Annotated in this window: 19 protein-coding genes and 1 pseudogene; 5 read left to right on the plus strand and 15 right to left on the minus strand. The window is 46.3% G+C overall.

The window, feature by feature from the left end:
• Positions 1–19: 19 nt before the first annotated feature.
• A complete protein-coding gene (locus G9G54_RS00485; protein ID WP_023988351.1) occupies positions 20–289 on the minus strand; it encodes a glutaredoxin family protein in 270 nt (89 codons plus the stop codon).
• Positions 290–560: 271 nt separating this feature from the next.
• On the opposite strand from G9G54_RS00485, the gene G9G54_RS00490 reads away from it, so the two are divergent.
• Positions 561–1,430, plus strand: a complete 870-nt coding sequence (locus G9G54_RS00490) for a DUF421 domain-containing protein (protein WP_165175485.1) — start codon at positions 561–563, stop codon at positions 1,428–1,430.
• Positions 1,431–1,514: 84 nt separating this feature from the next.
• Here G9G54_RS00490 and G9G54_RS00495 read toward each other — a convergent pair whose 3' ends face one another.
• The 5 genes from G9G54_RS00495 to G9G54_RS00515 form a co-directional block, all read right to left on the minus strand.
• Positions 1,515–2,636 (minus strand): sensor histidine kinase, encoded by a 1,122-nt coding sequence (locus G9G54_RS00495; RefSeq protein ID WP_165175487.1) that lies wholly within the window; start codon positions 2,634–2,636, stop codon positions 1,515–1,517.
• A complete protein-coding gene (locus tag G9G54_RS00500) occupies positions 2,633–3,307 on the minus strand; it encodes a response regulator transcription factor (protein WP_165175489.1) in 675 nt (224 codons plus the stop codon). Before G9G54_RS00500 ends, G9G54_RS00495 begins: the two co-directional genes overlap by 4 nt.
• A 61-nt stretch (positions 3,308–3,368) precedes the next feature.
• Complete coding sequence (locus G9G54_RS00505; protein ID WP_165175491.1) at positions 3,369–4,184, minus strand: ABC transporter permease; 816 nt, start codon at positions 4,182–4,184, stop codon at positions 3,369–3,371.
• Positions 4,181–5,200 (minus strand): ATP-binding cassette domain-containing protein, encoded by a 1,020-nt coding sequence (locus G9G54_RS00510; protein WP_165175493.1) that lies wholly within the window; start codon positions 5,198–5,200, stop codon positions 4,181–4,183. Before G9G54_RS00510 ends, G9G54_RS00505 begins: the two co-directional genes overlap by 4 nt.
• Positions 5,201–5,436: 236 nt before the next feature.
• Positions 5,437–5,766: an antibiotic biosynthesis monooxygenase family protein gene (locus G9G54_RS00515; RefSeq protein ID WP_025722950.1), complete on the minus strand. Its 330-nt coding sequence runs from the start codon at positions 5,764–5,766 to the stop codon at positions 5,437–5,439.
• Between the two features lie 94 nt (positions 5,767–5,860).
• Here G9G54_RS00515 and G9G54_RS00520 point away from each other — a divergent pair, with 94 nt between their 5' ends.
• Positions 5,861–6,760 (plus strand): LysR family transcriptional regulator, encoded by a 900-nt coding sequence (locus G9G54_RS00520; protein ID WP_165175495.1) that lies wholly within the window; start codon positions 5,861–5,863, stop codon positions 6,758–6,760.
• Positions 6,761–6,762: 2 nt separating this feature from the next.
• On the opposite strand, the gene G9G54_RS00525 is transcribed toward G9G54_RS00520, so the two are convergent.
• Positions 6,763–7,953, minus strand: coding sequence for a GTP-binding protein (locus G9G54_RS00525; protein WP_165175497.1), 1,191 nt, complete (start codon positions 7,951–7,953; stop codon positions 6,763–6,765).
• A 134-nt stretch (positions 7,954–8,087) separates the two neighbouring features.
• Between G9G54_RS00525 and G9G54_RS00530 the strand changes: the two are divergent.
• Positions 8,088–8,282: pseudogene (locus tag G9G54_RS00530) on the plus strand (multidrug resistance efflux transporter family protein); the annotation flags it as partial.
• A 186-nt stretch (positions 8,283–8,468) separates the two neighbouring features.
• On the opposite strand, the gene G9G54_RS00535 reads toward G9G54_RS00530, so the two are convergent.
• Positions 8,469–9,443 (minus strand): aldo/keto reductase, encoded by a 975-nt coding sequence (locus tag G9G54_RS00535; RefSeq protein WP_165175499.1) that lies wholly within the window; start codon positions 9,441–9,443, stop codon positions 8,469–8,471.
• Between the two features lie 108 nt (positions 9,444–9,551).
• On the opposite strand from G9G54_RS00535, the gene G9G54_RS25295 reads away from it, so the two are divergent.
• A complete protein-coding gene (locus G9G54_RS25295; RefSeq protein ID WP_238807599.1) occupies positions 9,552–9,830 on the plus strand; it encodes a hypothetical protein in 279 nt (92 codons plus the stop codon).
• Positions 9,831–9,847: 17 nt separating this feature from the next.
• On the opposite strand, the gene G9G54_RS00540 is transcribed toward G9G54_RS25295, so the two are convergent.
• The 6 genes from G9G54_RS00540 to G9G54_RS00565 all read right to left on the minus strand — a co-directional run bounded on the left by G9G54_RS00540 (position 9,848) and on the right by G9G54_RS00565 (position 19,364).
• Positions 9,848–12,523: a YhgE/Pip domain-containing protein gene (locus tag G9G54_RS00540; RefSeq protein ID WP_165175501.1), complete on the minus strand. Its 2,676-nt coding sequence runs from the start codon at positions 12,521–12,523 to the stop codon at positions 9,848–9,850.
• A 157-nt stretch (positions 12,524–12,680) separates the two neighbouring features.
• A complete protein-coding gene (locus tag G9G54_RS00545; protein WP_165175503.1) occupies positions 12,681–13,697 on the minus strand; it encodes a hypothetical protein in 1,017 nt (338 codons plus the stop codon).
• A 153-nt stretch (positions 13,698–13,850) separates the two neighbouring features.
• Positions 13,851–14,402: a DUF2062 domain-containing protein gene (locus tag G9G54_RS00550; protein ID WP_028542387.1), complete on the minus strand. Its 552-nt coding sequence runs from the start codon at positions 14,400–14,402 to the stop codon at positions 13,851–13,853.
• 190 nt (positions 14,403–14,592) lie between these two features.
• Positions 14,593–17,046: a glycogen/starch/alpha-glucan phosphorylase gene (locus G9G54_RS00555; RefSeq protein WP_165175505.1), complete on the minus strand. Its 2,454-nt coding sequence runs from the start codon at positions 17,044–17,046 to the stop codon at positions 14,593–14,595.
• 45 nt (positions 17,047–17,091) lie between these two features.
• A complete protein-coding gene (glgD, locus tag G9G54_RS00560; protein WP_061830347.1) occupies positions 17,092–18,195 on the minus strand; it encodes a glucose-1-phosphate adenylyltransferase subunit GlgD in 1,104 nt (367 codons plus the stop codon).
• Between the two features lie 23 nt (positions 18,196–18,218).
• Positions 18,219–19,364 carry a glucose-1-phosphate adenylyltransferase gene (locus tag G9G54_RS00565; RefSeq protein WP_165175507.1) on the minus strand — a complete coding sequence of 382 codons (1,146 nt, stop codon included), beginning with the start codon at positions 19,362–19,364 and terminating at the stop codon, positions 18,219–18,221.
• Positions 19,365–19,621: 257 nt separating this feature from the next.
• Here G9G54_RS00565 and G9G54_RS00570 point away from each other — a divergent pair, with 257 nt between their 5' ends.
• Complete coding sequence (locus tag G9G54_RS00570; protein ID WP_023988334.1) at positions 19,622–19,759, plus strand: hypothetical protein; 138 nt, start codon at positions 19,622–19,624, stop codon at positions 19,757–19,759.
• A 114-nt stretch (positions 19,760–19,873) separates the two neighbouring features.
• Here G9G54_RS00570 and G9G54_RS00575 read toward each other — a convergent pair whose 3' ends face one another.
• Positions 19,874–20,686 carry a DUF3891 family protein gene (locus G9G54_RS00575; RefSeq protein ID WP_165175509.1) on the minus strand — a complete coding sequence of 271 codons (813 nt, stop codon included), beginning with the start codon at positions 20,684–20,686 and terminating at the stop codon, positions 19,874–19,876.
• Positions 20,687–20,692: the final 6 nt, after the last annotated feature.

Below are 20,692 nucleotides of genomic sequence, written 5' to 3' on the forward strand. Positions count from 1 at the left end.
TTATTGATTTCCCGTCGGCTTATACCACTTGATTGTAACTTTCCAGCACTTTACCCAACTCTTCCAGATCCGGGTTGAGCAGTGCTTCATATTTATTATCGCCGCCTACCTCGACGACAGGGACATAACGAATACCATATTTGGTCTCCAGCACGTCACGCAGCGCATCATTTCCGTCCACTTGGATATTTTCATACGGCTGATTTTGGGATTCCAGGTACGATTTGATCTCTCCACAAAAATGACAGCCGGTTTTGCTCCACAATACAACTTTAGGTTTGGACGACATATACATACCTCCGTGAGCTTAATGTTTATAATTCCGATGAATTAAATAAGAATTATATTTATAATGTATCCTCCCCTCTCCTTTCCGTCAATCGTTTGTTCAATAGAGAATGATAATTCATCGATAGAAAATTTTAATTTTATATCGTATTCCATCGCTTATTGGCAGCTTGGTTATTAAAATTTAGGGAAATTGGAGTTTAAATATGCCTTGACGCGGATATCCTTGGAATAGTAGCGCCCTTGTGGCGAAATGAAATGAGGTTGAGCAAATGCAGGATTGGGCCGAGGTTGCTATACGCACATTAATGGCTGTCGCTATATTATTTTTAATCACCAAAATTCTTGGAAAACGTCAGGTATCCCAGCTTTCCTTGTTCGAATATATAACAGGAATCACGATAGGTAACCTGGCTGCTACCATTCCTATGGAGCGTGAATCCACCTGGTACCTAGGCCTCATAGCCTTGTCAGTATGGGTACTGACAACACTTGGCATTGAATTTTTGCAAATTAAAAGCAAGAAAATCAGAGATATAACAGATGGAAAGACGACAATCCTGATCAAAGACGGCAAAATTTTAGAGGATAATATGAAAAAGGAAAGGCTAACGCTAGATGAGCTCATGGAGCAGCTGCGGAGTAAAAATGTATTCAAGGTGGCAGACGTGGAATTTGCCATTATGGAGACCAGTGGTGCGATCAACGTGCTGCTGACCAAAGACAAGCAGGCCGTGACGCTTAAGGATCTGAATATACAGCAATTACCGGAGAAGGAACCCACAGCAATCATTATGGATGGGCAACTTATGGAGCAACAAATGGCATACATGGGAATTACGCAACAATGGCTGGATGCCAAGCTAAAGGAAAAGAGCCTAACGGTCAAAGATGTGTTTTTCGCACAGGTGGACCCACAAGGGGAACTGTACATTGACCAATATAGTGATAATGTACAGCTAAGCAAGGTGCAGGATTCGAATCAAGCCGTGCTGACTTTGCTGGAACAATGCACAACGGAGTTGCAAAAACTCGCATCTGGTTCCAGTGAGCAACAAAGAAAACAGCTATATGAGCAATGCTCACAAAGCTTGAAAGAAGCTATACAGGAGATGCAGCCGGTAAATACATCTAAGTCCTGAGCACATACGCATATGCCATAAGAGTAGAAGCGGAACTAAAAAGGAGCGTCCTTCAGCCACTTATGGCTTTGAAGACGCTCCTTTTTAACTTACTGTGCCGGTGTACATTTCACTGTTGCTGCCTTCCATTACTTTCTGGCGCAGCGGCAGCATAACTGTAAATACCGTTCCTTCTCCCACCTTGCTGGATACAGAGATAGAGCCAGTATGCATCTCTGTTATTTTATAAGCAATGGACAGTCCCAAGCCGCTGCCTCCTGCAGTTCGGGCCCGTGACTGGTCTGCTTTATAAAATCGTTCAAAAATGCGTTGCTGATCCTGTTCGTTGATACCCTGTCCCGTATCCGCAATGCAGATAACCGCCTGATCACCGTTACTTGAAAGAGAAACAGATATGCTTCCACCCTGCGGTGTAAATTTAATGGCATTGTGAAGAAGATTCACCCAAACCTGGCCCATCAGATCCTCGTCTGCGTTGACCTCAACTATATCCACCTCAACAGTCATCTCGATTTTTTTAGCCTCCCATTGCGGTTCGCAGGCGAGAATAAGCGAAATCAGCTGCTTGTCCAGCCGATAAAGGGACGGACGAAACGGATGCCGCTCCGAATCCAGAATCGCCAACTTCATGAGATTATCGCTTAGCTTGGATAGACGAATACACTCCGTCTCGATGATCGTCAAATACCGATCTCGCTGCTCACGATTCAGATTCTCGTCCTTGAGCGCTTTGGCGAATCCGATTATCGAGGTCAGCGGTGAGCCGATTTCATGGGATACGTTCGAAATAAACTCCTCCCGTAGCTTTTCCATAGCCTTCAGATTTGCAGCCATATCATTGATGCTGTCCACCAACTGTACATAAGGATGCAGCCTCCGATGTTTTCCGTTCCGCCCGCCGAGGTCCCAATCCAGATTAATGTGAAAGTCTCCTTGCGAAATACGTTTTAAAGCATCGATCATTTCGGTAAAAGCGTGCTGCTCTCTAGGCTGGATGAAGCGTCTTACCGTCATACTGATAATACCGAAGAAGAAAAAACCAAGCGTCGCATTCATAAGAAAGACGAACAAACCATAGGGAGCCCATGACATGTGCGAATAGATCGCCGCCGTAATAAAGTACGCGGCAGTCCAGCTGAGATACAGCACCAATAACACCAGCATGAGTCTCGCAAGGATATGGAGGAATCCCGGTTCCCGCTTCATTGCCTTACCTCCAGCCGATAACCCAATCCCCGGATCGTACTGATCCGGAAGGAGTAGCTTGCCTCCGGAAACCGTTCCCGAAGGCGCTTGATATGGACATCAACTGTTCTTTCGTCTCCCTCATAATCATAACCCCAGATCTGTTCGATCAACTGGTCGCGGGTAAAGGTTTTGCCAGGATAGCTGGCCAGCTTGAAGAGCAGCTCAAACTCCTTGAGCGGCAGGGTAATCTCCTTCTCTCCAGCCCGACACTCAAATGTATCGCTGCGCAGAACAAGATCTCCGACAGTCACTGATTTTGAAGCCATGATACGATAACGTTTTAATAAAGCCTTCACGCATGCGACAAGCACCATGGGGTCGAATGGCTTGACAAGATAGTCATCCGTTCCGAGCGCGAAGCCTTTCACGATCTGTGACGTCTCGCCTTTAGCTGTAAGCATAAGCAGCGGCAGGTCGGTTTGCTCTCGCAGCTTGCGACAAAGTTCCCAACCATCCATTCCCGGCATCATGATATCAAGAACAAGCAAATCGACCTTGATTTGCTCAAAAATGCGCATCGCGTCCAAACCATCCACCGCCTCGACTACCTCCAGTCCTTCCATTCTCAAAAAGTGTCCGACCAGTTCACGAATATGCGGATCATCATCAACGACCAATACACGCGTCATTTCAATCCCCCCTAACTAACTCGGCCTGAAATCTCTCGTCCTCGTCAAGAAGACTGCCATCTTATGCTTTACGCATATAAGCACGCACCGTAAGCGGCGCGAAGATCGCTACAATGACTGTAGCGCCAAGTAGGGAGATCGCCAGTTCCCCGCCAATCGTTCCCGTATTCGCAAGCTCTCTGACTGCGTTCACAAGATGTGAAATCGGGTTGGCGTTCACAAACCACTGCAGCCAACTAGGCATTGTGCCGACAGGCACAAATGCGTTGGAAACAAAAGTGAGCGGAAACAGAACAATCATGGAGATGCCCTGTACACTGGAAGCAGTGCGGGCAATCACGCCAAAGAAGGCAAAAATCCAGCTGACCGCCCAGGAACACACGATGACCAGAAGCGCGGCGATAGCTACACTCAGCAGTCCTCCCCCTGGCTGATACCCCAAAATATACCCCATGGCGAAGGTAAGTACAGTTGCAATAGTATACCGGATACTGTCAGCCAGAAGAGCTCCAGCCAAAGGCGCAATACGTGCGATTGGGAGTGACTTGAACCTGTCGAACACTCCTTTGTCCATATCCTCACGTAGTTGGACGCCGGTAACGACGGAGGTCGAGATCACAGTCTGCACGAGGATGCCTGGAATAATAACCGGCAAATAATGCTGAACGTCTCCTGAGATGGCGCCGCCAAAGATATAGGTGAACATCAAGGTAAAAATGATCGGCTGGAGCGTGACATCAAACAATTGTTCGGGAGTATGCCGAATCTTTAGAATGCCCCGGTAGGCCATCGTCATGGAATTGGTGAACGCCTGCCTGAAACTCACAGACTTCTTCAATGTGCGATCAGAACCTGTCATAACAGTAGTACTCTTCATGCTCTCGCCCCCTCCACAGCATGCGCTCCTTGGGACGTCTGCTGCTTGTTTACTTGTGCTCCATGACCAGTGATGGACAAAAACACCTCGTCAAGCGTCGGCTTTTGCACACTCATCTCTGCTAGGCGAATCTCTCCAGTACGGAGGGCAATCAGCAGGTCCGTTACCCGATCTGCATTGGCCATCGGAGAAATAATCTTTCCAACTTCCACTGACACGCTGGACTTAACTGAAAGCACCTGTTCAACGATCTGAACAGCTCTCTCAATATCCTGTTGATTTTGTACTTTGAGTTGCAGAGTCGACGCCCCCACTGCCGCTTTCAGTTCATCCACCGTACCCTCAGCGACTACCCGGCCATGATCGATCACCGCGATTCGGTCAGCAAGTTGATCCGCCTCGTCGAGGTACTGGGTTGTGAGCAGTACGGTGGAACCGGTCTTGACCAGACGCCGGATCGTGTCCCACATCTGGACACGCGTGCGGGGGTCTAATCCGGTGGTCGGCTCATCCAGGAAGATTAGCGGCGGCTTGGCAATGAGACTTGCAGCCAAATCCAGCCGGCGGCGCATACCTCCAGAGAAATGCTTTAGCGGTCGTTTGGCCGCTTCGGCCAATCCAAATTCCTCCAGAAGCTCCGCTGCCTTATGACGCGCCTCGGCACGTCCCAGCCCAAGCAGTCTGGAGAAGATGATCAGGTTCTCGGTAGCGCTAAGCGACTCATCGACCGATGCGTACTGGCCTGTCACCCCGATCAATTGACGCACAACCTGCGGTTCCTTTACTGCATCGTGCCCGAAGATACGGGCCGATCCCCTATCAGGCCGTAATAATGTTGACAGCATTCGGATGGTAGTCGTCTTACCTGCTCCATTAGGACCGAGAACCCCGTAGATCGTGCCAGCACGTACATTCAAATCGACACCGTCAACTGCATGCCTATCACCAAAAGCTTTAACGAGTCCCCTTGCTTCAATGGCCAAGGTCTCTTTTCTGTCTGTATAATCCACATTCATATCCTCCCTATACGGTTTCTATGGAGAGGATAACCCACGTTTATGAACTGAATATGAATAGAACCGTTTACGTTTTGCAAAATTGATGATAATTTCTTTCTGACAGAGAAGCCAAAGAAGTCCCTATATGGGACTTCTTTGGCTTCATCTCATGGATGTCCTTTTAATGAATAATGGAAAACCTTTATTTCCAGATTCGGCTTCATGCTAAGCACTAACTTGGATATTGTACCTATTTACACTGTAAAAAAATAATCTCGTTCTACCTTGCTCACTCTTAAACCAAATGTTTTATACCACTCGGATTTCCCTTTTTCCTGCGCTACCTTGTGCAGCTCGTTATGTTTCCAATTCTTTATAGCGTCCAGAGATTCCCAATAGGAAACTGTGATGCCTACTCCATTGTGGTCACGAACACTTTCTACACCTAGAAAACCAGGCTGTTGGGCAGCCAGTTCCACCATTTTGTCTCCCATCACTCCGTACCCGCCATCTCCTTCCGTACGTTCAGAAGTAAAGATAGCTGCATAATAGGGCGGCCGAGGAGTTTTAGCAATTGAATTCATATGACCCTCCTAAAACAAAATTAAATAACCTTTCTTTCATTTGATTATAATCATAAATAATAAATAAAAAAAATGAATATATCTGATATGATGCATGAATATATTTCATAAAAAAATAGGAGTGAACACGAATTTGTTTAAATATAAGATTTTTCTTTGCGTAGTTGAAATGGGAAGTTTCACAAGGGCCGGGGAAGTTTTAAATCTTACACAATCAGCAATCAGCCATGCGATCTCTGGATTGGAACATGAACTAGGGCTGACTCTTCTGATCCGAGGTCGTTCAGGCATCAGATTGACCAATAACGGGGAAAGATTAATGAAGCGATTTAGAGAGATTGTACAAATGGACGAAAAGCTCTACCAAGAGGTAGCTTTAATTAAAGGATTGGAAATCGGAACCGTAAAGATCGGCACATTTTCAAGCGTCTCTATTCATTGGCTGCCGCGTATTCTAAAAAAATTCAATGAGCAGTTTCCTCTTATTGAAGTAAAACTGCTCGATGGGAACTACCATGAAATTGAGAGCTGGATAGTCAGTGGGGAAGCGGATTTCGGCTTTGTGAACCTACCAACGTTAGACACATTAGAGGCGTTGCCATTAAAAGAAGAAAGCATGCTTTGTCTACTTCCTTCCGATCATATTCTTGGAAAGCAAGCCTCAATTCGAGTAGAACAGCTCAGAGATGAGCCTTTCATTATGCCTGTTGCAGGCTGTGACACCGATGTAAGAAATATTTTTTCACAGCATAATATGTCACCTAAAATCAAATATGAATTAGAAGATGACCATGCGATTATGGCTATGGTGCAGAATGGCCTAGGCGTGAGTATTCTTCCTGAAATGATCCTGTCTCACATTCCTTACGACATCTCTATTCGACCTTTGGACGAAAGGCATTCCCGTACTATCGGTATCGCTACCGCTTCCTTAAAAAATGTTTCTCCAGCAGCTAAAAAATGTATGGACTTTATTACTGAATGGATCAACTAGCTTCAGCATGTCGGCCAAGGAAGCGGATTCTCAAAACTGGACCAGTCCATATCCATTTCGTTATCGTTCAGTAGACATTCATCTAGCTCTTCTTCCAAGTCCGATCGATTCATTCCGATACCTATCATGACGATTTCGTTCATGCGGTCGCCCCATTGTTTATCCCAATGGTCCAGAGCCTCAGGGTCGGCTGCGACGATCTCCTGCCGTTCTTCTTCAGATAACGCAGCAAGCCAGCTTCCCGCAGGGCCAAATTGAATAGATGGTCCTGCCTGACTAATACTCGCTGCCCAATCCTGCGGGGTGGCAATCCAGGCCAAACCTTTGGCGCGAACGACCTCCTCCGGCCAGTAGTTCATAAATTCAGCCAATCTTGCAGGATGAAATGGTCTTCTACGGCGATATACAAAGGAATTGATCCCATATTCGTCCGTTTCCGGTGTATGGCTTTCAAGCTCCAGCTCACGAATCCATCCAGCGGATTGACTAGCCTTGTCAAAATTGAACAGCCCTGTATTCAAAATGTCCGAAGGAGCGACCTTTCCCTTGGAAGTACGAATGATTCGGGCTTCAGGCTGTAATCTCCGCAGCACACCCTCCAGCTTGTCCAGCTCCGCAGGCTGAACCAGATCGCACTTATTCAGAATCAATACATCACAGGTTTCAATCTGGTCAATCAGCAAGTCCGAGATATCACGCGTGTCGTCTTCACCAGTAGCCTGCCTGCGATCCAGTAGCGTTTCTCCCGATTCAAAATCATGCCAGAAACGATTCGCATCAACTACGGTCACCATGCAATCCAGTTTTGCCAGCGAAGCCAAATCAATGCCAGTTCCTTCATCAACGTATGTAAAAGTTTGAGCGATTGGCACGGGTTCACTGATGCCTGTAGATTCGATTAAAATATAATCAAAATCGCCTTGTTCCGTCAGCTTCTTGACCTCCAGCAATAAATCTTCACGCAATGTGCAGCAAATACAACCATTTGACAACTCGACCAGTTTTTCTTCTGTTCTGGACAAGCCGCCCTCTTTTTTAACCAGCTCAGCATCTATATTCACTTCACTCATGTCATTGACGATGACTGCCACTTTCATTCCGTCCCGATTGTTTAATACATGATTCAAAATCGTTGTTTTTCCTGCACCCAAATATCCGCTCAACACTGTTACCGGTATTGCTTTCTTATTCATCGCTGTTACGCTCCCTTGAATATTAGCTTTTCATTCTTTTAAATCGTAATAATTACTATTAACATCAACTTTAAGTAATATACAGCATCCCTTTTGCCTTGTCAACTGTGGAGAAACTCTTGAAATGAATAATCTATCCATTAAATAATCGTAAAATGATGGAAGCCTGTGCGGGACGATTGGATGCCTATCAACGTATGCTCGGGATGACATTAGCCAGCTTCCCCTTCTGGTTATTGTTTTCTGTATATGGAGTTTTTAGCGTGGGAATGCCAAGTAAGGAACAGACGGTACAGTCCGCCTTGGTGGCTGTGTTTTCAGGGGTGATCCACTCAGCAAATAATATCTAAAAAGATTGATCCCGTTTAGCGTATATTTATTCTTGCCATGGTCGTTCAAGTGTGAATCAGACACCAGAAAAAAAGCAGCAGATCAAAGAGGAAGCACCTGATCTGCTGCTTTTTGCCGATTATTTCTCACAAAGAATAATGCTTTATGACGAGTACGAAGTATTATTACCAAGCGTAGGCTTCTGGCGCAGGTTTTCCCGGACCGGGGAAAATCTCATTCAGCTTGGCAAGCACATCTTCGCTCAATTTGACCTCAGGTACCCGTAGAGCATCCTCTAACTGTTCTAAGGTCCGTGGTCCGATAATTGGAGCCGTTACGGCCGGATGGGACAGTACCCAAGCCAGTGCAATCACGTCTTCCTTTTCACCCAGATCGCGGGACAATGCTGCAAATTGCTCCAGCTTCGCACGATTCTGCTCCACCTTTTCTTTGGCGCGTGCGCTGCGAGAACCCGTACCTGCTAACGCATTCCGTCCCAGCAGTCCGCCCGCCAGCGGGCTCCATGGAATCACACCCAGACCCAGCTCCTGAGCTGCCGGTAACACTTCAAGCTCAGCGGAACGTTCGTTCAGATTGTACAAATGCTGCTCGGATACAAGCCCCAGAAAACGTCGTGCCTTCGCTTCGGCTTGCGCCACCGCAATATGCCAGCCTGCAAAATTACTAGAACCGATATAATCAACCTGTCCGCGATCCACCACGGACTCGAATACGCCCCATAGTTCATCCCATGACACATTACGGTCAATGTGATGCATTTGATATAGCTCTACATGGTCGGTTTGAAGACGTTTCAGCGACGCGTCCAAATGACGGCGAATTTTATAAGCAGACAAGCCTGATCCTGCATTGGGTCCGTCATGTTCATTTTTCATATCTCCGTATACCTTCGTTGCCAACACGACTTTCTCGCGTCTTCCGCCGCCCTGCTGGAACCAACGTCCGATAATTTCCTCTGTCCAACCTTTACGATCATGGCCATATACATTAGCTGTATCAAAAAAGTTAATGCCTGCATCCAGTGCGGCATCCATAATTTTAAACGCATCCTTTTCTTCGGTTTCCGGTCCGAAATTCATCGTGCCCAGACATAACCGACTAACCTTCAAGCCTGACTTTCCTAAGTATGAATACTCCATACTATCTCCCGCCTTTGCCTAAGGATTTTAAAATTCCGCAAAATGACATGCCAAAAAAGACCATACTCAGTTTATTCACCAGAACAAACCACATTGAAACAACCCCGAATGCAATTTAAAGGTTGGATAACGCATGCAAAAAAGCCCCACGCACCGCAAAAGCAGCAAGCGCGAGGCCGTCTCCCCTTATACTACCCGCCGAATATTAAAAGAAGTGACTTTACGGCGATTGCCAGCGGAGCGGAGGATTTGAATCTGGAGAAGCAGAGCGCTCGCCTTTGCCACGGGATTCTTACCTTTTCATGTCTATCTAATCCCAAGAATCCCGTGGCAACAGCGATCGTAAGATCAAATCCTTCGCGGAGCGGCTCACTTCAACCACCGTAACTCACTTTTTTTTACAATCAAGGAATCAATTTCGTTTCTTTTGCTCGCTCGGCCATTTTTTTCGTATGCTTGCTGAGCGGCTTCTTAAACACCACTCCAAACAGGAAGCAAACACCGATAAATACAAACAGCATCACCACATCTCGTATCACCGTTGAAGGCAACATCCCTCCTACTGTCTCTCGTAACAGACTAACCGCATAGGTGAATGGTACGAACGGATTCAGCGCCTGAAAAAACGGTGTACTCGTCGCAATCGGGAATGTCCCTCCTGAACTGGAGAATTGAAGCACCAGCAGGATGACTGCCAGTCCCTTGCCGATATTGCCGAACACAGAAACTAGTGTATAGGTCATCGCCGTAAACACCAGACTGATCAGCATAGACGATAGTACAAAAGCTACTTTGGCATCCACATACGCCCCGAGCAGGAACAAGTCACCGAGAGATACGCTCAGCGCTTGAAAAATGCCAATCGTGGAGAATGTCATAAGCCGTCCGAAATACACTTGGTAGCTTTTAAATTGTCCTTCCGGGTCATCCACATCTACCCTGAACATCGAGACCAGTAGCATCGCACCTACCCAAATCGACAATGTAGTGTAAAAAGGTGACATCGCAGAACCATAGTTGGGAATTGGGTATATCCGCTCCTGCTTCAACGATACCGGACTGCCGAGAAAATCACTTTCCTTTTTCACATCCCCCTTGAGCAATGCAATAGCGCGTCCGAGTGCATTTTCGCCCTTAAGCTTGCGAATTGTGTCTGCAGCCTGACGTATGGAATCCTCGGCAGCTGGAAGATCGGTCCTTACAAAATTAGCTACTTGGTGTACCGCTTTTTCTGCTTCAGGAAATTTATTTTCTATTAAGTCAGCCATTTTGACAAACTGTTGTTCCGCTTTAGGCAAATCATTACGCACAAAATCTGCTGCCTGATGAATTTTACTTTTAACCGCTGGCAAATCGTTATTTACAAAGTCTTCCGCTTTGTTCACAGCATTCGTAAACTCGCCCATGCGCCCCTGAATCGTCGTCGCCGCTTCATGCAGTTTTTGACGGTATTGTGGCAGATCCTGCTGGAGACGTGTTAGCTCTTGCTGACCGAATTCTGCTGCAGCCTGTGCGTCATTTAATAGCTTTTCAATATTCGGTAGCTGCTCTTGAGCTGTAGTCAGCACATTGGCAGAATTGCGGGCAACGGATTTGATCTGATCCAGCGCCTTTTGGATGGCGGGTGCATACTCCGTATCATAATTGCCCAAAATGCTGTCAATACCGCTACTGATTTCTCCTGCAAGGCGATCAGTGTCATCCAGCAGATTTTGCGCAGGCTTTTCGCCGCGCTGAATGGCATCCCCGATGCTAGTTACTGTGCTATTCAGACGTCGGAAACGATCCTCTACCCCGCTCACACGGGAAATAAGTGAATCCAGAGGTTGACTTGGCAAGTATCCGTTCACACGGTTCAGCAATTGAGAAATATGATCCAACACTCCCACGGCAGTTGTCAGCCTACCGCTGACACGATTCACCGTAGCTTGTGCTGCTTTAGGATCAAAATCCACACCACGAACAATGTCTGTAATCTGAGAAACTTCATTCGCGATTTGTTGTACCAGTTGTAAGTCTTCTTTAACTACTGTACCAATCGAATCAAGCGCACCCTCGTTTTTGTCCAGAAATTCGAGTAAACCGGTTGTAAAATCCTTGCCTGTGTCCGCTATTTTCTGTACTTCTGGCAGTGCTTTCTGGGCAGCATTAATGACTTTAAGAGCCGTTTGCGTGTCCTCTAGGACGGTGGCCAGTGCGCTTTCTACCTTGCTGAAATTTTGATCTAGTTCAACAATTCGATCACCGGCCTTTTGAATATCAGGTAGTCTTTTTTGGATATCCAAAATAACAGCGGCTACCTTGTCCAGCTCAGGCATGTTTTTGTCAATTTTGAGCACCAGGTCACCGGCACGGTTAATTTCAGGAATTTTCTCCTTCAATGCAATGATCTTTTGTCCCTGTGCCTTAATTTTGGGCAGATTTTGCTCCAGCTCCAATGCCTGTTTGCCCAACCTATCGATATCTGGTAATCGATTATTAAGTTCCAACACCCGGTTCTCAATGTTACGAATCGTCGGGAGCTCCTCCTCCAGCTTGACTCCGGCTTCCTTCAACTTCGTCAATACCGCCTGGCTGGCAGTTTCTATAAAGTTTTGGCTAATCTGGTTCGTTAGAGAGGTTGCCCCCGAAGATGTAATTTTCGGAGCTACTGCATTAATTTTTTCATTTACGGCGTAATCAATTTCCGGCTTTTGCGGATTTTCCGTCAGCACACTCGTAATTTTCTCTGAAAAATCTTTCGGGATCAGCAGGCTGGCATAATAATCACCATTCAACACACCTTTTCGTGCTTCCGCTTCATTGACAAAAGTCCAACCCAGCTTCTTGTTATTTTGAAGGTTATGCAAAACCTCATCGCCGATATTAATCTTTTTACCATTCACTTCTGCACCCTGATCTTGGCTGGTTACTGCAATTTTAATCCCAGATGTATTCGCATACGGATCCCACATCGCTTTCAAATTCACCCATGCATAGACAGAAGGCAAAAGAATGATGCCAATGACTAATAAAGTCCCGGTCGATACTTTGAATACATTTCTCCAGTCTGTTAAGTAGATTTGCCATATCTTCCGCAACTTCATCACTCCTTGTATGTACATTAACCTGTCGTCCATTGTTGTATGCACACGTATTGTAAACGATTCGAGCGAATGAAGCCAATCCTGTTACAAAATATGTAAAAAACGTATGCCTCTTATAGAGATCATACGCTTTTCAATAAAATCATTCTGCTTAATTTCGAACTCCATTCGCGGGCATAGCCTCTAGGGAATAAAATGCTCCTTTTTTATTGATTTTTCCCACCACAGTAACTGCGCCTTTTTGGGAGAACGTATACTCGTTATCCTTAATTTTTACGGTATATCCTTTTAGGTTAATTCCGAAAAGAGATTGCACTTTCGACTTCGCGGCTGAAAGAGCCTGAGTTTGGCTGAGCTTTGGCTTAGCGAATGCTTTGACAAAATCCTTTTCCCCCGTCCAATCCATGCCAAGCTCGTTTTTTACGGCCCACACTTTACCGGTTTTCACGCCAATCAGCACGTTGTTTAACTCATTATCGTCTCGGAAATTCCAAACGGTATCATTGCCTTCATGCTGACGAAACACAAATTCAAACGGATTGCTCGAAGCAATACCAAGTGTTTTAAGCGAACGATTCGCTTTGTTGGACAGTGAAGCTTTAACGTCTTTGAGCGAATACATTATGCTGGCCGTTATTTTATTTCCTTGATCAAGGTCAATGTAGAGACTCTGGTCATGCCCCCATAGTACCCAATAATTTTTGAGTTCTCCTTCGTCATCCGGGGAATATACACGCCAGACGGCCTTCGTTTTAAACACTCCATCAGAATCAAATGTTTTCAGGAACGATGCAACCTTGCTGCGTAGATTATTGTCCATAACTTTGTTGAGATCAGCCGCATCATAAATAATGCTGGTGGATTGCACGATTACCTTTTTGGAATCGTAATTTTGGATGAAATCAGCATTAGCTGTCCCGCTCAAAGTACCGTTTACCGTCCATGAGTCAAAAGCAGTATCAGCGCTTGTAAACTTTATTGTTTGTTTCCCCGCTAATGTGTTCAGCACATCTGTTAAACGCTTAGTGGCGGTTGGGTCCAAGTTAACAGAAGTTTGTGCGTTTTGAGCTATGGCAGCGGCGGGCTGCTGTGCCCATGCAACTGGAGCCGTTCCCAAAAGCATGGATATTGCCGCAACTGTTGCAGTGATAGAATTCCATTTTTTCATGGGGCAATTCCTCCTGATGTCTCAAAAGAGACTTAAAAGAATGGATACATATATTCCTTAGACGTAATACAAAAATAAAAGTTGCTTGCCCCAACTCAAAGAAGCCCTTCGGACCTAATAAATAGGCTCGAAGAGCTTCTTTCTTATGCATCATTATCCATTCTTCAGCAGTCTGGCCGCCGAAAATGCTGCACCATGACGCAACTTCCGCTTTTCCAACCGTTTGTGCAGCGAACGATTATACAGAACCTGAATGACAAAATACGAGATAATGCCCAGCACCACACCGAAAATCGACATGCCGATCAGGATGTGCAAGCCTCCGTGCAGCAAGTCTCTGAATACAGACCAGTTGCCGTGAAACAGCTCCATAAAAGAATGCTCGTGAAGTCGTCCGCCCCTGACATGTACCGGATAATGAGATGGATAAATCCAAGCCCCCACTTGCTTGGCGAATGGCATCAGTACAATTGGCAAAAAGGTCAGCTTACCTACAACGTTACCCACAATGGCCGCAGGCAGCGAGCCGCCAGAGAGACGAACAATCGGATAAAAAACAAGGTATACCAGAGAAGCCGTGGAAATCACGATCATCTCCAACGCAAAGCCAATGGCGAAGCCCAAAGAAATCTTTTTAACTCCACCAGGGGCGCGCAACAGCTTGATGAAATTCAGCCGAATCGCACGCCATATATTTTGAAACATATTATATTTCTTCTTCGATTTATGAGGTTTGAGCCTTTTCGGATTGAGCTTTATCAATAGGAGGACTCCTTCAACAGTACTATTCAAGTTCAGGAATGAGTCAATACAGCTCCCATCCTTACTTATGTCTATACTGTCATTATAACCCTCAGCGTTCGAAAAGCAATGTTATTCCGCCTGTTTCGCCGTTTTAGGACAGAATTCGCTTGTTGACATCGTTTTGGAGAGGTACAATGTCCCAAATCTCAGCCGCGTACTGCTGAATCGTACAATCACTAGAAAATTTCCCAGAATGGGCCATATTCACAATAGCACGCCGAGTCCACTCCGAGGGATTCCGATACACTTGTTCAATGTGAACCTGTGTATCCACATAGGATGCGAAGTCCTTGAGCACAAAGTATTCATCATTATGATCAATCAGGGATTGATAAATGGCCTCAAATTCCCGTTCATGCCGCGTAAAAGGAGCATCGTTCACGAGTTGATCCAACACTTCACGCAGTCTTTCGTCACTGTTGGCTGTTTTGCGCGCCGAATACTGGCCGTCTCGGTAATATGCCTCGATCTGATCCACCTTCAATCCAAAAATGAACATGTTGGCATCGCCTACCATTTCATGCATTTCAACATTGGCTCCGTCCAATGTACCTATTGTGAGCGCACCGTTCATCATAAATTTCATGTTCCCTGTGCCTGAGGCTTCCTTGCCTGCCGTGGAAATCTGCTCACTGACATCCGCCGCAGGAATAATCAGCTCGGCTAGCGAGACCGAATAATTTTCAAGGAAAACGACTTTCAGCTTGTCCTTGACATCTACATCCCGATTGATCGTGTCCGCCACGTTGTTAATGAGCTTGATCGTCTGTTTGGCGAGAAAATAACCGGGGGCGGCTTTGGCTCCAAAAACAAACGTGCGTGGCGTCACATCCAGGCCAGGATTACTTTTAAGCTGACTGTATAAATGCATCACATGCAAAATGTTGAGCAGCTGTCGCTTATAACCATGCAACCGTTTGACCTGTACATCAAAAATGGAGGACGTATCCAGCCGCACGCCCTGTTTTGCAAAAACATGCTCAGCGAGCCTGACTTTATTATTTCGCTTAATCGCCTGTATCCGTTCTTTGAACGACTCGTCCCCACTGTAACGAAGCAGGTCGATGAGCTCCCTTGGACGGGTCCTCCAACGTGTGCCGATGGTCTCATCGTACAAGCTTGCCAGCTCCGGGTTGGCATGTATTAGCCAGCGGCGATGGGCAATCCCGTTTGTTTTATTATTAAAACGGTCAGGGTACAGCTCGTGAAACGACTTCATCTCTCGTTCCTTTAATATTTGCGTATGCAGCGCAGCTACCCCATTAACGCTGTAGCTGCCGACGATTGCCAAGTGAGCCATACGGATTTGTTCACCGTGAATAATCGCCATTTCACCAATTTTGATGTCCTGACCCGGGTAACGCTCCAGTAGCATAGCGCAATAACGTTTGTTAATTTCTTCAATGATCAAGGAAATACGAGGAAGTAGCTCCCGTACCATATTGACAGGCCATTGTTCCAGCGCCTCACTTAATATCGTATGATTCGTATAAGAAACGGTTCGCGTCGTAATATCCCATGCATCGTCCCAGCCCAAGCCCTTCACGTCTATCAGAATACGCATCAGTTCCGGTATAACCAGCGTCGGATGTGTATCGTTAATGTGCAGTGCTATTTTATCGGGCAACTGGCTATAAGGTAAACGAAGCTTCTCGAACGTACGCAAAATACTTTGCAATCCGGCCGAGCACAGGAAATACTGCTGCTTCAAGCGAAGCAGCTTTCCCTCATAATTGGAGTCATCCGGATATAGAAATGCCGAGATGGATTCCACCGATCGATTGTAGTCGAGAAAGCGGTAATAACCGCCCTCGCCTCGAATCGGTCCTCGAACGGGATCAAGCGCTGATTCCGCACTCCAAATCCGCAGCGTATTCACCTGCGCATGACCATAGCCCACCAGCGGAATATCGTAAGGGACAGCCCAGACCGTTTCGACATCCTGTGTCTCGAATACAAGACGTCCCTCCTGTTCACGGGTTTCCACTCTTCCCCAAAAATGAACCTCGACCTTTTTGTCAGGACGGCGTTCCTCCCAGACATTCCCTTTCTGTAGCCAGTAATCCGGCAGTTCAACCTGATTGCCGTCCACAATACGCTGTTCAAACAGACCATATTTATATCGGATACCGCAACCATGTCCTGCATAGCCAAGGGATGCTAGTGAGTCCATGAAGCAAGCCGCCAGACGGCCAAGACCACCATTGCCTAGCCCCGCGTCCGCCTCCTGTTCTTCAATTTCCTCCAGATCCCAGCCCAGTTCACCCAATGCCTGCCGAACCATATCCAGTACGCCCAAATTCAGCAGATTACTGCCCAGTAGACGACCTATCAAAAATTCCAGTGAAAAATAATAAATCTGCTTCTCTTGTCCTTCTTTGTAGGCTTGGTTCGTTTCTGCCCAATTCTTGCCGACTTGTTCGCGAATCATGCCACCCAAAACCTTATATACGTCTTCCGACTGTGCCTCCTGCATCGGTTTGCCCAGCCTTCCGACCAGTTGCTCTCGAAAAGCCTGCTTAAATGCTTCTTTATTGCTGAACAAAGTTGTACCTCCTGTTATTTCCGTTTTAATGGCTAAGTATATCCTTTAAATTACGCTATTCTTGGCAATGACATAGGGAACTCTAATGTCTCCAATCAGAGTTCGATCTGGTGAAAGCTGTACATCTTTATCTAAAACCACATTCTCCACAACTGCCCCTTTACGGATGACACATTTTTGCATAATAATCGAGTTGCTTACCCGCGCGCCCTCCTCCACCTGCACTCCACGGAAAAGAATACTGTTCTCGACCTTGCCCCCAATGGTGCAGCCATTAGCAACAAGCGAATGATCCACCTCGGCGCTGTGCGTATAACGAGTCGGGGCTTCATACTTGATTTTGGTGTGCACCGGCTGATTCTGGAACAGTGCTTGATACTGCTGCTGATCCAGCAGCTTCATGCTATTTTTATAGTAGCTCTCGATAGAATTAATGACTGCATGATAACCTTCATAACGATACGCATAAATGCGCAGCCCACTTGGGTTTTTCTGGATGGCATCGCGAAAGAAATGATTATCCTGATGGGCAATGCAATGCTTCACCTGATCCAGATACAAGCCTTTGTCCATCACGAACATTTCCAGATAAATATTATGATGATCCTGCTCCTGATGAATACCAGTCACCCGTCCGTTCTCATCAATCTCCAGTCGTGCACAAGGAGCATGCTCAGATTCGAGCTGGTCTATGGGTTTATATACGAGGGTAACATCTGCATTTTTCTCCCGATGATAACGGTATACATCCTCGATATCAACCTTATTGACATGCTGAGTTCCTGCGTGAACAAGGGTTTGCCCCGATGAGCGATGAAAAAAATCCAGATTGTTGTGCACATGCTGCAAATCTCCACGTGATGCATCCGTCGGATCATTCCAGTCCGGTGGCAAAATAAACAACCCGCCCCGTCTGCGGTCTAAATCCCAAGGCCGACCTTCACCCAGATGATCCAGCAGCGAACGGTATTTGCGGCGGATAAACAGTGCAATATCATGCACCCCTGCATGCATCATGTTGGATAAGGTAAAATCAATGAGCCGATATCGACTGGCAAAGGGAACTGCGGCCCCGCACCGGAAATAGGTCAACTCCTTCAACTGATCCAGTTCGTGATCCAGGTTGATAACTCCAATGAGTCGGCTCATAGCAGACACCGTCCTTATCCGGGTTAAATTCGTGCATGAAGCTGGCTTTCCTGATCGAACAAAATAATCTCATCAGAACTATCTTCAGGTCCGATAAACGCGTTGTCTTCAATAACGATGTTCTCATTCACGATAGCCCGGTGGATACGTACATTGCGCCCAATTTTTACGTTCGGCATGATGACAGAATCGGTAATAACGCTCCCTTCACCTACTTCGACCCCATAAAATAGTACAGAATGCCTTACTTCTCCATCCACCATGCAGCCTTCATTTACAATACTGTTTTTGAGAATCGCCCGTTGGGTTATATACTGGGCCGGTTGATTGGGACTGCGGGTATAGATGCGCCAGGAAGGATCGTTCAGATCCAAAGGCGGATCCTGAACCAGAAGATCCATGTTGGACTCCCATAAGCTCTGAATGGTACCTACATCCTTCCAGTACCCGGCAAACGGGTACGCATACAGCGACCGGCCATGCTGAAGTAGCAATGGAATGATATCCTTGCCAAAATCATGTGAGGATTCAGAATCGCTTGCGCTTTCCAGTAAATAGCGACGCAACACCTCCCATTTGAACAAATAAATGCCCATGGAGGCCAATGTACTTTTCGGCTGTTCAGGCTTCTCCTCAAAGTCATATATTTTCAGATCATCATCGGCGTTCAGTATCCCAAATCGTTGGGCTTCCTGAATCGTGACATTGATGACAGAAATGGTGCAGTCTGCTTCCTTCTCCTTGTGGTAGTGGAGCATTCGACTGTAGTCCATTTTATAAATGTGATCCCCTGACAGAATGAGTACATGCTCTGGGTCATACTGATCCAAGAAATGCAGGTTTCGATAAATTGCATCCGCCGTGCCTCTGTACCAGTTGTTTCCATTTTCTTTCTCGTGCGGTGGTAAAACAAAAACTCCTCCATCCAGGCGATCCAAATCCCAGTCGCTCCCAACGCCGATATAGGAATGAAGCACCAACGGCTCATATTGGGTCAATACGCCTACGGTGTCTATACCAGAATGAGTGCAATTGCTTAGAGGGAAATCAATAATGCGGTAAGTTCCTCCAAAAAACACTGCCGGTTTGGCTAGTGTACGGGTAAGTCCTTTGAGTCTTTTGCCTTGTCCGCCGGCGAGCAGCATGGCAACCACTTCCTTCTTTCTCATAACAAAGACCTCCCTGTCATGTGCGTCTGAAGCAATTGTGGCGGGATATTTAATAATATCCATTAAACATGAAAAGACAGTCGTAATCGTTTCATTGGCGAAGGAACGGGTAAGATGTGATGGAGAAGGGTAAAATCATAGTTATGCGGAACGAGTGCAAGGAATCACTAAATCGTAAAATCCCGTTCATCTTTTCACATTTTGGATGCTTTTAAAGTATTCGTGTATGACAACATGATCATAAGGAGGCGTTATTCATGAAGAATAAAAAATGGGTGGTAGCAGCATTGGGAATGGGTGTTACGTATCTGATGAAAAATAAAGGGGCACGCGATAAGGTATTGAATAAGGTACAGACCATTGTCAATCGTGCGAAAACATCTGCAAAATCGTAAAATGTTAAAGCTAGAAAAAAGCGAGCCTCTCTGAATCCTGGTTCAGGGAGGCTTTGCTCTGACTTTTTCTGCGTCTACGAACAAAATATGGTTCGAGGCTGTATCCGTAGACGGTCAGGCATTCTCCTTATGTTCTTCTACTTCCATGATATGTTCAACGGTAAAGGTTCGATGCGTCCATTCGGAAGAACGGTAAGCCTCTAGGAGACCAAAGGTACGAATTTTCTCCTTGTCCACCTGCTTAAAGGTATGAGTAATCCCTACCTTGCCCCTGAAAGGAAAAAAGGAAAGACCTACAGTCTGATCCGATAGCCACTCGGCCCAAACTCGCCCGCTTTCATGTCGAACAGCCGGGAAGCTTAAACCTTCAGCAAACCATTCATAATCTGCTGTAGGCGTACCCGGCTCTCGGCTGCACAAAAACAGACTCAATTCGTCGCAAAACAACATTCTCCGTACATCCGTCCGCACTTGATGGTCGAAGGTTACGCCACATGCCAGCTCCTGTTTGAGCCTCTGCCGCCGCTGTTCCTCCGCCTCCTGATAAGCATGCGTAATCTGCTTGTCCTGAGCGTTTTGGTGCTCGGTCCGTCCGACTAGCTCCTTGTACATCAAGCTACACAGCAACGCCGCATACGTATTTCCTTGTTCGACTTCATCAATCCCAAGACGATAGAAAACAAAACGAGGATTGAGCGGAAAATCAATAAATGTATAAGGTGCAGACACATGATCATTCCAGAAAGGAGCAGCGTCTAACTGTATCCAGCCCCGATCATGCTCCCTTGCTGCATATACAAAATCCTGCTTGTGACGTCTATTCTTGAAGGCACTCTCTTCCCATTGTGAAGCCAACTCACCCGAAATATGGGCATGGTCATGTTGCGTCGTCATGATATAAGCTTGGTCCGTTTCATAAATAACCATATGCTC

Source organism: Paenibacillus sp. EKM212P (assembly GCF_011066115.1).
Taxonomy (GTDB): Bacteria; Bacillota; Bacilli; order Paenibacillales; family Paenibacillaceae; genus Paenibacillus; species Paenibacillus polymyxa_B.

Excerpts from the sequence above, each read along its gene's own strand:
- G9G54_RS00485 (WP_023988351.1), bottom strand. The coding sequence starts at position 289 with ATGTCGTCCAAACCTAAAGTTGTATTGTGGAGCAAAACCGGCTGTCAT.
- G9G54_RS00490 (WP_165175485.1), top strand. The coding sequence starts at position 561 with ATGCAGGATTGGGCCGAGGTTGCTATACGCACATTAATGGCTGTCGCT.
- G9G54_RS00495 (WP_165175487.1), bottom strand. The coding sequence starts at position 2,636 with ATGAAGCGGGAACCGGGATTCCTCCATATCCTTGCGAGACTCATGCTG.
- G9G54_RS00500 (WP_165175489.1), bottom strand. The coding sequence starts at position 3,307 with ATGACGCGTGTATTGGTCGTTGATGATGATCCGCATATTCGTGAACTG.
- G9G54_RS00505 (WP_165175491.1), bottom strand. The coding sequence starts at position 4,184 with ATGAAGAGTACTACTGTTATGACAGGTTCTGATCGCACATTGAAGAAG.
- G9G54_RS00510 (WP_165175493.1), bottom strand. The coding sequence starts at position 5,200 with ATGAATGTGGATTATACAGACAGAAAAGAGACCTTGGCCATTGAAGCA.
- G9G54_RS00515 (WP_025722950.1), bottom strand. The coding sequence starts at position 5,766 with ATGAATTCAATTGCTAAAACTCCTCGGCCGCCCTATTATGCAGCTATC.
- G9G54_RS00520 (WP_165175495.1), top strand. The coding sequence starts at position 5,861 with ATGAATATATTTCATAAAAAAATAGGAGTGAACACGAATTTGTTTAAA.
- G9G54_RS00525 (WP_165175497.1), bottom strand. The coding sequence starts at position 7,953 with ATGAATAAGAAAGCAATACCGGTAACAGTGTTGAGCGGATATTTGGGT.
- G9G54_RS00535 (WP_165175499.1), bottom strand. The coding sequence starts at position 9,443 with ATGGAGTATTCATACTTAGGAAAGTCAGGCTTGAAGGTTAGTCGGTTA.
- G9G54_RS25295 (WP_238807599.1), top strand. The coding sequence starts at position 9,552 with ATGCAATTTAAAGGTTGGATAACGCATGCAAAAAAGCCCCACGCACCG.
- G9G54_RS00545 (WP_165175503.1), bottom strand. The coding sequence starts at position 13,697 with ATGAAAAAATGGAATTCTATCACTGCAACAGTTGCGGCAATATCCATG.
- G9G54_RS00550 (WP_028542387.1), bottom strand. The coding sequence starts at position 14,402 with ATGTTTCAAAATATATGGCGTGCGATTCGGCTGAATTTCATCAAGCTG.
- glgD (WP_061830347.1), bottom strand. The coding sequence starts at position 18,195 with ATGAGCCGACTCATTGGAGTTATCAACCTGGATCACGAACTGGATCAG.
- G9G54_RS00565 (WP_165175507.1), bottom strand. The coding sequence starts at position 19,364 with ATGAGAAAGAAGGAAGTGGTTGCCATGCTGCTCGCCGGCGGACAAGGC.
- G9G54_RS00570 (WP_023988334.1), top strand. The coding sequence starts at position 19,622 with ATGAAGAATAAAAAATGGGTGGTAGCAGCATTGGGAATGGGTGTTACG.
- G9G54_RS00575 (WP_165175509.1), bottom strand. The coding sequence starts at position 20,686 with ATGGTTATTTATGAAACGGACCAAGCTTATATCATGACGACGCAACAT.